Origin of the sequence: Streptomyces sp. NBC_00289 (assembly GCF_041435115.1) — a bacterium.
Classification (GTDB): domain Bacteria; phylum Actinomycetota; class Actinomycetes; order Streptomycetales; family Streptomycetaceae; genus Streptomyces.
Genome location: NZ_CP108046.1, coordinates 7,125,066 through 7,137,297 on the forward strand (window position 1 = coordinate 7,125,066; position 12,232 = coordinate 7,137,297).

12 protein-coding genes are annotated in these 12,232 nt (G+C 73.3%); 7 read left to right on the forward strand and 5 right to left on the reverse strand.

The window, feature by feature from the left end; translation table 11 throughout:
- Positions 1-65: 65 nt before the first annotated feature.
- Positions 66-1,451, reverse strand: coding sequence for a sensor histidine kinase (locus tag OG985_RS32250; RefSeq protein WP_371671863.1), 1,386 nt, complete (start codon positions 1,449-1,451; stop codon positions 66-68).
- 272 nt (positions 1,452-1,723) lie between these two features.
- On the opposite strand from OG985_RS32250, the gene OG985_RS32255 reads away from it, so the two are divergent.
- The 3 genes from OG985_RS32255 to OG985_RS32265 all read left to right on the forward strand — a co-directional run bounded on the left by OG985_RS32255 (position 1,724) and on the right by OG985_RS32265 (position 4,837).
- On the forward strand, positions 1,724-2,581 hold the full coding sequence (locus OG985_RS32255) for a MaoC/PaaZ C-terminal domain-containing protein (RefSeq protein WP_371671864.1): 858 nt from the start codon (positions 1,724-1,726) through the stop codon (positions 2,579-2,581).
- Between the two features lie 200 nt (positions 2,582-2,781).
- Positions 2,782-3,858: a Zn-dependent alcohol dehydrogenase gene (locus OG985_RS32260; protein WP_371671865.1), complete on the forward strand. Its 1,077-nt coding sequence runs from the start codon at positions 2,782-2,784 to the stop codon at positions 3,856-3,858.
- A gap of 22 nt (positions 3,859-3,880) precedes the next feature.
- The gene (locus tag OG985_RS32265; protein ID WP_371671866.1) at positions 3,881-4,837 is read left to right on the forward strand and encodes a 3-oxoacyl-ACP reductase; all 957 of its coding nucleotides are present in this window, start codon (positions 3,881-3,883) and stop codon (positions 4,835-4,837) included.
- A 122-nt stretch (positions 4,838-4,959) separates the two neighbouring features.
- Here the strand turns inward: OG985_RS32265 and OG985_RS32270 are convergent, their stop codons facing one another.
- On the reverse strand, positions 4,960-5,121 hold the full coding sequence (locus OG985_RS32270) for a hypothetical protein (RefSeq protein WP_371671867.1): 162 nt from the start codon (positions 5,119-5,121) through the stop codon (positions 4,960-4,962).
- Between the two features lie 96 nt (positions 5,122-5,217).
- Positions 5,218-6,480: a hypothetical protein gene (locus OG985_RS32275; RefSeq protein WP_371671868.1), complete on the reverse strand. Its 1,263-nt coding sequence runs from the start codon at positions 6,478-6,480 to the stop codon at positions 5,218-5,220.
- A gap of 198 nt (positions 6,481-6,678) precedes the next feature.
- Here OG985_RS32275 and OG985_RS32280 point away from each other — a divergent pair, with 198 nt between their 5' ends.
- The 3 genes from OG985_RS32280 to OG985_RS32290 are packed head-to-tail and all read left to right on the forward strand — an operon-like array spanning position 6,679 to position 9,851.
- A complete protein-coding gene (locus tag OG985_RS32280) occupies positions 6,679-7,545 on the forward strand; it encodes a Nif3-like dinuclear metal center hexameric protein (RefSeq protein ID WP_371671869.1) in 867 nt (288 codons plus the stop codon).
- Positions 7,542-8,285 (forward strand): zinc ribbon domain-containing protein, encoded by a 744-nt coding sequence (locus OG985_RS32285; protein WP_371674562.1) that lies wholly within the window; start codon positions 7,542-7,544, stop codon positions 8,283-8,285. The genes OG985_RS32280 and OG985_RS32285 overlap by 4 nt, the downstream gene beginning before the upstream one ends.
- Before the next feature lie 12 nt (positions 8,286-8,297).
- Positions 8,298-9,851, forward strand: a complete 1,554-nt coding sequence (locus OG985_RS32290; RefSeq protein ID WP_371671870.1) for a bifunctional RNase H/acid phosphatase — start codon at positions 8,298-8,300, stop codon at positions 9,849-9,851.
- Positions 9,852-10,021: 170 nt separating this feature from the next.
- Here the strand turns inward: OG985_RS32290 and eda are convergent, their stop codons facing one another.
- Both eda and yaaA read right to left on the reverse strand, forming a co-directional pair.
- On the reverse strand, positions 10,022-10,684 hold the full coding sequence (gene eda, locus OG985_RS32295) for a bifunctional 4-hydroxy-2-oxoglutarate aldolase/2-dehydro-3-deoxy-phosphogluconate aldolase (RefSeq protein WP_371671871.1): 663 nt from the start codon (positions 10,682-10,684) through the stop codon (positions 10,022-10,024).
- Between the two features lie 74 nt (positions 10,685-10,758).
- The gene (gene yaaA / locus OG985_RS32300) at positions 10,759-11,541 is read right to left on the reverse strand and encodes a peroxide stress protein YaaA (RefSeq protein ID WP_371671872.1); all 783 of its coding nucleotides are present in this window, start codon (positions 11,539-11,541) and stop codon (positions 10,759-10,761) included.
- A 206-nt stretch (positions 11,542-11,747) separates the two neighbouring features.
- On the opposite strand from yaaA, the gene OG985_RS32305 reads away from it, so the two are divergent.
- Positions 11,748-12,230 carry a Uma2 family endonuclease gene (locus tag OG985_RS32305; RefSeq protein WP_371674564.1) on the forward strand — a complete coding sequence of 161 codons (483 nt, stop codon included), beginning with the start codon at positions 11,748-11,750 and terminating at the stop codon, positions 12,228-12,230.
- Positions 12,231-12,232 lie beyond the last annotated feature (2 nt).

The following is a 12,232-nucleotide window of genomic DNA, read 5'->3' on the forward strand; positions in this document are numbered from 1 at the left end:
GGGGTCTTCGGGGTCCGCGGGCTCCCGGGAAGCCGCGGCTGACGAGGCGGGAAGTCCTGCCCCGCTCACGCCGGCTGCCTGAATTCCGACGTCCCGGGCTGCGTCCTCTCCGGCGTCTCCGCCGTGACTGTCTCAGGCGCCGTCCCCTCGGCGGTCTCGGCCGTCTCGGCCGTCCCCGCGGTCTCGGCCGTCCCCGCCGTCGGTTCGGGCGGCTCCGGCAGGTGGGTCGGGTCTGTCGGAAGCTCTGCCGTGACCACGAAGCCGTCCCGCGGTCCCGGCCCCGCCGTGAGGCTGCCGCCCGCTGCCGCGAGCCGTTCCGTGAGCCCCTTCAGACCGGTGCCGCCGACACCCTCGCCCGGCGCGCACGTCGGGACGGTCCCGGTGCCGTCGTCGGTCACCGTCAGCCGCACGCGTTCCGCCTCGCCGTACACCGTGATCTCGCAGTGGGTGGCGCCGCTGTGCCGTACGACGTTGGTGACCGCCTCCCGCACCACCCAGCCGAGCAGGGCCGCGGTCTGCGGGGCGAGCGGCGGCCCCGCCTGCCGTACCACCGGGGCGACGCCCGCCGCCGACAGGGCCGAGCGGGCCTGGTCGAGCTCGGTGGTGAGGCTGCCCTCGCGGTAGCCGGTCACCGCCTCGCGGATCTCCGTGAGGGCCTGGCGGCCGACCGACTCGATGTCGCCGATCTGGACCAGCGCCGCGTCGAGGTCGCGGCCGGCCAGCCGCCGGGCCGCCTCCGACTTGACCACGATCACCGAGAGGGTGTGCCCGAGCAGGTCGTGCAGGTCCCGGGAGAAGCGCAGGCGTTCCTTCTCGACCGCGCGCCGGGCCAGTTCCTCACGGGCCGCCCGCAGCTCCCGTACCGCCTCGGCGAGGGACAGGATCGCCGCGGTCACCATGGTCGACAGGAACGTGCCGTAGGCGACGTTCAACGCGTCCCAGCCGGCCCGGTACGTGGAGACCGCGGCGGCGAGGGCGGTCAGGGCGAGCCCGGTCCGGCCGAGCCACGGACCCCGTATGACCGCGCCGGTCGCGAGGCCCAGCAGCGGGAAGAAGTACAGCCAGCTGCCGCCGTACCCGAGGGCCAGCCCGCAGGTCACCAGGCCCATCAGGACGAGTGCCACCCGGGTCGACCTGGCCTGCCGCGTCTCCTTCACGAAGGCGCGGAAGGTCACGTAGATGTAGAGGGAGTTGAAGGTCAGCAGCCCGAGGCCGCCGATCCACGGATTGGCGGCCTCGCCCTGGAAGAGGTTGGAGAAGGCGCCCATGCCCATGAGCAGCCAGGGCAGCAGCGCGAAGCCGGTGGGCGGCGGGCCCGGGTCCTCGGGAACCCTGCCGCTCCCACGCGCGGCCTTCTGCCCGGCCTTGAACCGCTCCATGTCCGCCTTCCAGCGCGCCCGCGCCACCCGCAGCTCGCGCACCTGGCAGACGGTCCCTCGCATCAGGTTCATCTTTCCCTCCCCGTGGTCATGAGTACGACGGTACGGACCGGCGGCGGGACGCGGCAGAGGCGCTTGTACGGACTCCGGCAGGACAAATGTCACGGGGGCCCCGCCCCTCGCCGAGCCGACCTGACACCCCGTCAGGAGTCTTCACAACTGCCGGGTGCTGGGCTATACAGAGGGCGCCGGACTGGAACGCGTTCTAGATCGGCCCGTGACGACCTCGGTGCGACCGACGGTGCGGACGGCCGCGCCGAGGTCTCTGAGCCCTCAGGAGCCCCATGCCCATCGACGCAGCCAAGGCCGTCGCCGCCGAACCCCGGTCCGGCGAGATCTCCTGGACCACCAAGGACGTCCAGCTCTACCACCTCGGCATCGGCGCCGGCACCCCCGCCACCGACCCCGACGAGCTGCGCTACACCCTGGAGTCCCGGCTGCACGTCCTGCCGAGCTTCGCCACCGTCGCGGGCGCCGGTTCGCCCGGAGTGATCGGCAGCCTGTCCATGCCCGGCATCGAGGTCGACCTCGCGCATGTCCTGCACGGCGGCCAGAGTCTGGCCGTCCACCGCCCGATCCCGGTGCGGGGCACGGCCACCGCGACCTCGCGCATCGCCGCCGTCCACGACAAGGGCAAGGCGGCTGTCCTGGTCATGCGCACCGAGGTCGCCGACGCCGACGGCCCGCTCTGGACCAACGACGCGCAGATCTTCGTACGGGGAGAGGGCGGCTGGGGCGGGGACCGGGGACCGTCCGCCCGTCTGGAGGCACCGGTCGGCGAGCCCGACCGGGTCGTCGAGCGGCCGATCCGCGAGGACCAGGCCCTCCTCTACCGGCTGTCCGGCGACTGGAACCCGCTGCACGCCGACCCGGAGTTCGCCAAGGTCGCCGGGTTCGACCGGCCCATCCTGCACGGGCTGTGCACGTACGGGATGACGCTCAAGACCGTCGTCGACACGCTGCTCGGCGGGGACGTGAACCGGGTGCGCGGGTATGTCACGCGCTTCGCCGGGGTCGTCTACCCGGGGGAGACCCTGCGCATCCGCATGTGGCGGGGGGACGGCACGGTCCGGGTGGCGGTGAGCGCCGTCGAACGGGACGACGCGCCCGTCCTCGCCGACACCCTCGTCGAACACGCCTGAGACCGCCGACGCCGCCGACGCCGCCGACGCCGCCGACACCGGCTGTGGCGGCCCGAGAGCACCTGACCAGCCCGAGACCGCCCGAGACCGCCCGAGACCGCCCGTGCCACCCGAGCCGCCCGTGCCACCCGAGACCGCCCGAGCCGTCCGCGTCACCCGAGACCGCCCGCGTTGAGCCCACTGCTGAGGGGAGCCGCACCATGCGCGCAGCCGTACTGCACGAGATCGGTCAGGACAAGCTCGAGGTTCTCGACGACGTCGAGGCGGTGGGCTTCGGGCCCGGGAAGGTGAGGATCCGGGTGCGGGCCACCGGGCTGTGCCACTCGGACCTGTCCGCGATGGGCGGGGTGCTGCCACAGCCGGCCCCCTTCGTGCCGGGGCACGAGGGCGCGGGCGAGATCATCGAGGTCGGCGAGGGCGTACGGAACCTGAAGGCCGGGGACCGGGTCGTGGTGTGCTGGCTGCCCGCCTGCGGGGCGTGTCCCGCCTGCAGGCGGGGGCAGACCGAACTGTGCCTGGCCGGGTTCATGAACGCCGGCACCCCCAACTTCAAGCGCCCCGGCGGGGATCTCTTCGGCTTCGCCGGCACGGGCACCTTCGCCGAGGAGGTGGTCGTCGACGCGGGCTGCGCGGTGCCGATACCGGACGACGTGCCGTTCGACATCGCGGCCCTCATCGGCTGCGGGGTGACCACCGGACTCGGCGCCGCCCTCAACACCGCCGATCTGGAGGCCGGTTCCTCGGTCGCCGTCATCGGCTGCGGTGGCGTCGGCATCTCCGCGATCCAGGGTGCGCGGCTGAAGGGGGCCGCCGAGATCGTCGCCGTCGACCCCGTCGCCTCACGCCGCGAGTCCGCTCTCGAGTTCGGCGCGACGCAGGCCGTGTCGCCGGACGAACTGGCCGACGCCAAGCAGCAGGTCACCGGCGGCGAGGGCTTCGACTACGTCTTCGAGGTCGTGGGCCGCTCCGCCACCGCCCGCACGGCGTACGAGAACACCCGGCGCGGCGGCACCCTGGTCGTCGTCGGCGCCGGCGCCGTGGACGACTTCCTCCAGCTCAGCATGTTCGAGCTGTTCTTCGACGAGAAGCGCATCCTGCCGTCCATGTACGGCGGCGGTGACGTCCTGCGCTCCTACGAGCGGACCATCGCGCTGTGGCGGGCGGGCCGCATCGACCTCGCGGGCCTGATCACGCACCGGGTGCCGCTGACCGAGATCAACGAGGCCCTGGACCAGATGCGGACGGGCGCGGCCCTCCGTACCTGCATCGAGATCTGACCGCCGAGACCTGGGGACGCGCATGTCACTGCCACTTGAAGGGCTGTCCGCGATCGTCACCGGCGCGGGCCGGGGCCTCGGCCGGGCCGAGGCGCTTGAGCTGGCCCGGCTCGGCGCGGCCGTCGTCGTCAACGACTACGGGCAGTCCGGCCGGGACGGCTCCGGCGAGGCCTCCGCCGCGCCCGCCGAACAGGTCGCCGACGAGATCCGCGCCGCGGGCGGGAAGGCCCTCGCCCACACCGGAGACGTGGCCGACCACCAACAAGCGGAGGAACTCGTCGCGTTGGCGGTCGCGGAGTTCGGCAGGCTGGACATCCTGGTCAACAACGCGGGCATCCTGCGCGACCGCATGGTCTTCTCGATGACCGAGGACGAGTGGGACTCGGTGATCCGGGTCCACCTCAAGGGCCACTTCAACACGACCCGCTTCGCCGCCGCCCACTGGCGCGAGCGCTCCAAGGCGGTCGGCGGGCCGGTGTACGGACGGATCGTGAACACCTCCTCGGAGGCGTTCCTCGCGGGTTCCGCCGGACAGCCCAACTACGCGGCCGCGAAAGGCGGAGTCGTCGGGCTGACCACCTCCACCGCCCTCGCCCTGGCCAGGTACGGCGTGACGGCGAACGCGATCTGCCCGCGCGCCCGCACCCGTATGACCGAGGACGTCTTCGAGGGCATCGGGCGGCCGGAACAGGGCGACGAGGGCGGGGAGGGACTCGACCCGCTCGCTCCGGAGCATGTGGCCCCGCTCGTGGGCTACTTGGCCGCACCGGCCGCCGGACGCGTCAACGGTCAGCTGCTGGTCGTCCACGGCGGCATGGTCGCGATCGTCGAACGGCCGCGGGTGCAGGCCAAGTTCGACAGCAAGCAGGACACCTTCACGTACGACGAACTCGACGCCCTGCTCACCCCGCACTACGCGGATCGGCCGGCGGGCGAGACCTTCGGAGCGGTGGAGGTGCTGGGACTCCGGCGCGGCTGAGGACAGCGGCCGCGAAGGCGGGGCAGAGGCCGACTGAGGCAGGCAGGGGCGGGTGTACGGAAGGGGCCCGCGTGTCGGTCGACACGCGGGCCCCTTCCTGTGGACCGATTTCCTGTGTACGGTCAGGCAGCCGCCTCGGCGTCCTCGTTCGGCTTGCGGTGACGGCCGTGTGTGGCCGACTCCCCGTCGTGGACCGATACCGGTCCCCGGTGCCGGCCGTGGCCGGCGTCGTCCTGGGACTCGGCGGACAGCGGCTGCCTGTGCATGGTGCTTGTGTCGCTCATCGGAAGATTTCACCCCGTCAACATGATCTTTCAAACAGCCGGGCGATTTTATCCAGGCGCCCACGGGGCGAATCCAGGCGGCCACGCCAACCGGCACTACTTCGTTACAAGACGTCCCAGCGGCGCCTGTTGCAAGGGCACGGGACGCGGTGCGACAGGCACCGGGGGGCCCGGCTCCGACGGCTCGCCGGGCCACGGGGGAGACGAGGTCCCCGTCCCCGGTCCCGCCCCCGCGGCCGTACGGTCCCGGACCGGACCCCCCGGGCCCGCGTCCCCCGTCTCCCCGGCCTCCCCCGTGGCCCCTGCCTCCCCCGCTTCCCCCGTGTCTCCCGGCGCCCCGAAGGGCCCGGACAGCCGCGCCACCGCGCACGGGGTCTCGGCCGTGGCGTAGGGCAGTTGGAGCACCCCGTCCGTGGTCCACACCCCGGCCCCCGCCAACCACCCCTCGGGCGCCGCGAGTTGATGCATCCGGCGCTCGGCGGGCCGCCACACCCCCAGCCAGCTGCCGGCCGGGCCGTCGACGCGCAGCGCCACCGCGCAGCCCTCCGGCGTCAGCACCTGCCCCGGCTGGATCGCGAACGGCGTCACCGCGCAACCGGCCACCTTCAGGCACTCCGGGAAGCGCACCGGGAGCGTGCTGCCCAGGACACCCCAGCCCAGCCGGTCCTGGCCCGGCGAGGGCGCGTCCGAGCGGATCAGCAGCAGCCCGCTGTCCGCGTCGGCGAGGAGCAGCCGGTCGTCGCTGTCGGCGGCGATCTGGAGCAGCGGGGACACCTCGCCGCCCCGGTACAGGTCCACCACGACCGCCTTGGTCCGGCCGTCCACCTCCCGGTCCAGGGCCAGCATCCGTCCCGTCCGGTCCAGCCACACCCCGCCCGAGCAGCGACCCGGGATCTCGGCGACGTGCTCCGGACCGAAGGCGCCGCCCGCCACCAGCCACACGGCGCTGGAGCGCCGGCCCACGGCGAGGGCGTACGCCTTCTCCCCGCACGGCGCCGGCGGCAGCAGCCGCAGCCGGCTGCCCGGGTCAGGGCACTCGACCGCGCCCAACGGCAGCTCGCCGGTGTCGGGACCGGTCGGGTACAGCAGGGCGAAGAGGTGCCGTCCGTCGGCCAGGCGGCGGATGAGGACACGTCCGTCGCCCATCGGCTGCACCTCGGTGCCGGGCTCCTCCGGCTGGTTGCCGGGTAACGGCACGGCGTACGGCTCGGGCCCGTCCAGCGTCCAGCGCTCCGGGAACCAAGAGTCGCCGTCCAGCGCGAGGCGGGCCGCGAACGCGCCGTCCGCCGTGATGGTGCACCCCGCCCGCACGGCGTCCTGCCCGTGGTCCGCCGCAGATTCCCTCGCACAGGCCGTCATCGTCCGGTCACCTCCGGCGACGAAGGTAGTTTTCGCACGCACAGGCGGGGGACCGGCAGGCGGCCACTTCACACATAAGGATGGCCCAGGAACGATTCGCCTGAGGAAACCGGGGCGGCTGTGCTGGCCGGGGCCGACCGGCGGGAGACGGTGCAGCGGCGGTGCGGTCGCGGAGAACGGCCAGGTAGCCTTTCACCCGTGCCCCGTCTGTCTGAAGTCATCACCGCGCTGGAGAACCTGTGGCCCGCCGAGCGGGCCGAGTCCTGGGACGCGGTCGGCACCGTCGTGGGCGACCCCGGTCAGGAGGTCTCCCGGGTCCTGTTCGCCGTCGACCCGGTCCAGGAGATCGTCGACGAGGCGGTGAAACTGGGCGCCGACCTGCTCGTCACCCACCACCCGCTGTACCTGCGCGGTACGACCACGGTCGCGGCCTCCACCTTCAAGGGCCGCGTGGTCCACACCCTGATCAAGCACGACATCGCGCTGCACGTCGCCCACACCAACGCCGACTCGGCCGACCCGGGTGTCTCCGACGCGCTCGCCGGTGCCCTGGACCTGCGCGTCGTACGGCCGCTGGTGCCGGACGCCACCGACCCCCAGGGCCGCCGGGGCCTCGGCCGGATCTGCGAACTCGATCACCCGCTGACCGTGCGGGAGTTCACCGCGCGCGTCGCCGAGCGGCTGCCCGCCACCGCGCAGGGCATCCGCGTCGCCGGCGACCCCGAGGCGGTCGTCCGCACGGTCGCCGTGAGCGGCGGCTCCGGCGACAGTCTCTTCGACCACGTACGGGCGGCCGGCGTCGACGCCTTCCTGACCGCCGACCTGCGCCACCACCCCGTGTCCGAGTTCACGGCGGCCGGCGGACGCACTCCTCTCGCGCTGCTCGACGCGGCGCACTGGGCCACCGAGTGGCCCTGGTGCGAGCTGGCCGCCGCCCAGCTCGACGAGATCTCCGACCGGAGCGGATGGGGCCTTCGCGTCCACGTCTCCAAGACGGTCACCGACCCCTGGACCGCCCACGCGGCGTCCAATCCGATTCCTAGCGCAACGGGAGCCCCCAACTGAACGCCGAGCCCGCCGACCAGATCCGCCTCCTCGACGTCCAGGCACTCGACGTCCGCCTCCAGCAGCTCGCGCACAAGCGCAGGTCGCTGCCCGAGCACGCCGAGATCGACTCGCTGACCAAGGATCTGACCCAGCTGCGCGACCTCCTGGTGGCCGCCCAGACCGAGGAGAGCGACACCGCCCGCGAGCAGACCAAGGCCGAGCAGGACGTGGACCAGGTGCGCCAGCGCGCCGCCCGCGACCAGCAGCGCCTGGACTCCGGTGCCGTCTCCTCCCCGAAGGACCTGGAAAACCTCCAGCGCGAGATCGCCTCCCTCGCCAAGCGGCAGGGCGACCTCGAGGACGTCGTCCTGGAGGTCATGGAGCGCCGCGAGTCCGCGCAGGAGCGGGCCGCCGAGCTGACCGAGCGGGTCGGCTCCGTCCAGGGCAGGATCGACGACGCGACCGCCCGCCGGGACGCGGCCTTCGAGTCGCTGGACGGCGAGGCGGCCTCGGTGACGAAGGAGCGCGAGGTCATCGCCGCCGTCATCCCCGCGGACCTGCTGAAGCTGTACGAGAAGCTGCGCGCGCAGCAGGGTGGCGTCGGCGCGGCCAAGCTGTACCAGCGCAGCTGCCAGGGCTGCCGCCAGGAGCTGGCGATCACCGACTTCAACGAGATCCGCTCGGCCCCGCGTGACAAGGTCGTCCGCTGCGAGAACTGCGGCCGCATCCTGGTGCGCACCTCCGAGTCCGGCCTGTAAGGGACATACGCGGTGCGGGAGTTCATCGTCGAGGCCGACGGCGGGTCACGGGGCAACCCGGGGCCCGCGGGCTACGGTTCCGTGGTGCTCGACGCGGCGACGGGGGAGACCCTCGCGGAGGCCGCCGAGTACATCGGCGTCACCACGAACAACGTGGCCGAGTACCGGGGCCTGCTGGCCGGCCTCCGCGCCGCCCACGACCTGGACCCCTCCGCCCAGGTCCACGTCCGGATGGACTCCAAGCTCGTCGTCGAGCAGATGTCGGGCCGCTGGAAGATCAAACACCCCGCCATGAAGCCCCTGGCGACCGAGGCGAGCCGGGTCTTCCCGCCGTCCCGGGTGACCTACGAGTGGATCCCCCGCGAGCGCAACAAGCACGCGGACCGCCTGGCCAACGAGGCGATGGACGCGGGCAGGCGCGGCGAACAGTGGTCGGCCTCGACATCGACGGCGGAACTGGACACGGCGGCGGGGAGGGCGGCGGTCACGGCGAAGCCGACGGCCGTCACCGAGCCCTCCGGCCCGCCCGGGGACGCGGCCGCGGGTGCGGCGCGGGCACGTGCGGCACTGGCGGAGGGGCGCTCGACGAGGCTCCCGGATACCACCGCCGGCCGCCTCGGCTCCCCGGGGACCTCGGCCGCGTCCAGTGCCCCGGAACCCTCGGCCGCGTCCACCCCTGCCGACGTTCCGGCGGAGCCCGACACTTCCCCGACCGCTTCCGCCGAGCGCGACGAACCGGCGCGGACCGCGGGCGACGCAGCCCTGCGGGCCGGGTCCGGGGCCGAAGCCGATGCTGATGCCGTATCCCCTGGTGAGCCACTCGTAGCGGCTCCCGGCGCGGAGGCCGCGTCGCGCTCCGAGGCGGATACCCAGTCACAGGCCGATGTACGTGCCGCACGCGCCGTCGCCGCGCCCAGTGCGGGCTGGGCTCCGGCCGACCTGGGCGCACCCGCGACCTTCGTCCTGCTCCGGCACGGTGAGACACCCCTGACACCCCAGAAGCGGTTCTCCGGCAGCGGCGGCTCCGATCCCTCCCTGTCGGCCGTCGGCCGGGAGCAGGCCGAGCGGGTCGCGGCGGCGCTGGCCCGGCGTGGCACGATCCAGGCCATCGTGTCGTCGCCCCTCGCCAGGACCCGGGAGACGGCGGCCGCGGTCGCCGACCGACTCGGTCTCGAGGTGGTCGTCGAGGACGGCCTGCGCGAAACCGACTTCGGGGCCTGGGAAGGGCTCACCTTCGGAGAGGTGCGCGACCGCTACCCGGAGGACCTGAACGCCTGGCTGGCCGACCCGGAGGCCGAACCGACAGGCGGCGGCGAGAGCTTCGCCGCCACCGCCACCCGGATCGCCGCCACGCGCGACAGGCTGGTGGCCGCGTACGCGGGCCGCACGGTCCTGCTCGTCACGCACGTGACGCCGATCAAGACGTTCGTACGGCTCGCCCTCGGCGCCCCGCCCGAGTCCCTGTTCCGCATGGAACTCTCGGCCGCCGCCCTGTCGGCCGTGGCCTACTACTCGGACGGCAACGCGAGCGTCCGCCTCCTCAACGACACGTCACACCTGCGCTGACGGCGGTGCCCCTTGGGCCGCGCCCCGCGACTACGCGTCACGTCTCCCCGAGTGCCGCTGCCGCGCGGGCCGGCCGTTCGACGCGGAGTCGGGCCCGCGATTACGCGTCACGCCTCCCCGAGTGCCGCCGCCGCGCGGGCCGGCCGTTCGACGCGGAGCCGCGCCCGCACCTACGCGTCGGACCGCCCCAGTGCCGCCGCCGCGCGGGCCAGTCGTTCGACGCGGGCCCAGTCCCCGGCCGCGATCGCGTCGTCGGGGAGCATCCAGGTGCCGCCGACGCATCCGACGTTGGGCAGTGCCAGGTAGTCCGGAGCGTTGGCGGGCCCGATGCCGCCGGTGGGGCAGAAGCGGGCCTGGGGGAGCGGTCCGGACAGGGACCTCAGATACGCCGTCCCGCCCGCGGCCTCGGCCGGGAAGAACTTCATCTCCCGCACCCCGCGCTCAAGGAGCGCCACCACCTCGGAAGCGGTCGACACCCCCGGCAGGAACGGCACCCCCGACGCCCGCATCGCCGTCAGAAGTACGTCCGTCCAGCCCGGGCTGACCAGGAACCGCGCCCCGGCGGCCACCACCTCGGTGACCTGTGAGGGCGTGAGCAGGGTCCCCGCGCCGACCATCGCCTCCGGCACCTCACCGGCGATCGCCCGGATCGCGTCGAGCGCGGCGGGCGTCCGCAACGTCACCTCGATCGCGGGCAGCCCGCCGGCGACCAGGGCCCGGGCGAGCGGTACGGCGTCGGAGGCGTCCTCGACCACGACCACGGGCACGACGGGCGCGAGGTCCAGCACCGAGACGTTCCGGGCACGCGGAGCGGAGGGCAGGGGTGAGGTCATGACCTCATCGTGCCCGGGGTGTGCAGCACACGCAATGAGCGTTGCGCATGCTGCAACAGGCGGTCAGGGGCGCCTCAGTGGATCTCCGTCACCAGCACGTCGAGCGACCACGCCTGCCCCGACCGCGCGGGCGCCTGGGCCTCCACGACATGTCCGAGACCGCGCAGCGCCTCCACCAGCTCGGCCGGGTTCTGGGGCACGGCCGGCGCCGACAGCAGGCTGCGCACGATCCTTCCCTTCGTCGCCTTGTTGAAGTGGCTGACGACCTTGCGGGTCGGCGCGTGCAGCACCCGAACGGTCGCCGTCCGCCCGGCCACCTCGCCCTTCGGCTTCCACGCTGCCGCGTACGCGGACGACCGCAGGTCCAGCACCAGCCCGCGCCCCGCCACCTCCGGCAGCGCCTCCGCCATCGGCGCCCGCCAGTGCGTACCCAGCGCCCCGAGACCGGGCAGCCGTACGCCCATCGAGCAGCGGTAGGAGGGGATCCGGTCGGTCACCCGGACCGCGCCCCACAACCCCGAGAACACGAGCAGCGACCGGGCCGCCCGCCGCTTCGCGGCCGTGTCCAGCGAGGCCAGGTCGAGGGCGTCGTACAGCACCCCCGTGTAGATCTCCCCGGCCGGCCGGGTGCCCGCCGTCCGCAGCGCGGTGTTCTTCGCGACCTCACCGCGCAGCCCCTCGCTCAGCCCGAGCACCTCGCACGCCTTGTCCTCGTCACCGGCGCACAGCTCGACCAGTTCCTCGACCACGGCCTCGCGGGCCTCGTGGAGCCCCGGCAGCGACAGCGACTCCAGCTTCAGCGGGGCGCCGCGGCCGGAGGATGCCTTGCCCTCGGAGGGCGGCAGCAGGACAAGCACGGAGGATCTCCTTCGGTTCGAACTCCGGAACAGCGTACGGCGCACCCGGACCGCCCCCGGAACCACGAGGTGCGCTTCGCTTCCGCGCGCGCTCTCGGCCGTGCCCGTGTGCCACGATCGAGGGAACGAATCCGATCTCTCGGACAGGTGATCTCCCGATGTCCCACTCTGGCGAGCGACCGAAGGAGGGGCGTGACATGACTGCCATGGCCCACGAGCCGCTCACCCAGGCGGAAGTCCTGCTGGAGGGCTTCCTCGCGCTCGACACCCCAGAGGGTTTCCGGGCCGAGCTGATCGACGGAGAGATCGTTGTGACACCGCCGCCGGACGGGGACCACGAGGACTACATCAACCTGATCATGAAGCAGGTGATCAGGCACTCCCGGACCGACATGGATTTCTCCGGAAACAAAGGGTTGAAGCTGCGGAGCGGGGGCGGCTGCCCGAAGAATCACCTGCTGGAGGTGACCTCCACGAAACCCCAGGCCGACCGCGAGGCCAAACGCCGCTGCTACGCCCGCGGCGGGATTCCGCTCTACCTCCTCGTGGACCGGGAGGCATCCCAGATCACGCTGTTCGGCACCCCGGAGGAGGACGACTACCGCCAGCACTGCACCCTCCCCTTCGGCAAGGCCCTCCCCCTCCCCGAGCCGTTCGCGTTCGACCTGGACACGTCGGACTTTTGCTGAGC

Bases quoted from the DNA above. Each gene is read 5' to 3' on its own strand.
- OG985_RS32265 (WP_371671866.1), top strand. From the start codon at position 3,881: ATGTCACTGCCACTTGAAGGGCTGTCCGCGATCGTCACCGGCGCGGGC.
- OG985_RS32250 (WP_371671863.1), bottom strand. From the start codon at position 1,451: ATGAACCTGATGCGAGGGACCGTCTGCCAGGTGCGCGAGCTGCGGGTG.
- eda (WP_371671871.1), bottom strand. From the start codon at position 10,684: ATGACCTCACCCCTGCCCTCCGCTCCGCGTGCCCGGAACGTCTCGGTG.
- OG985_RS32305 (WP_371674564.1), top strand. From the start codon at position 11,748: ATGGCCCACGAGCCGCTCACCCAGGCGGAAGTCCTGCTGGAGGGCTTC.
- OG985_RS32275 (WP_371671868.1), bottom strand. From the start codon at position 6,480: ATGACGGCCTGTGCGAGGGAATCTGCGGCGGACCACGGGCAGGACGCC.
- OG985_RS32260 (WP_371671865.1), top strand. From the start codon at position 2,782: ATGCGCGCAGCCGTACTGCACGAGATCGGTCAGGACAAGCTCGAGGTT.
- OG985_RS32255 (WP_371671864.1), top strand. From the start codon at position 1,724: ATGCCCATCGACGCAGCCAAGGCCGTCGCCGCCGAACCCCGGTCCGGC.
- OG985_RS32270 (WP_371671867.1), bottom strand. From the start codon at position 5,121: ATGAGCGACACAAGCACCATGCACAGGCAGCCGCTGTCCGCCGAGTCC.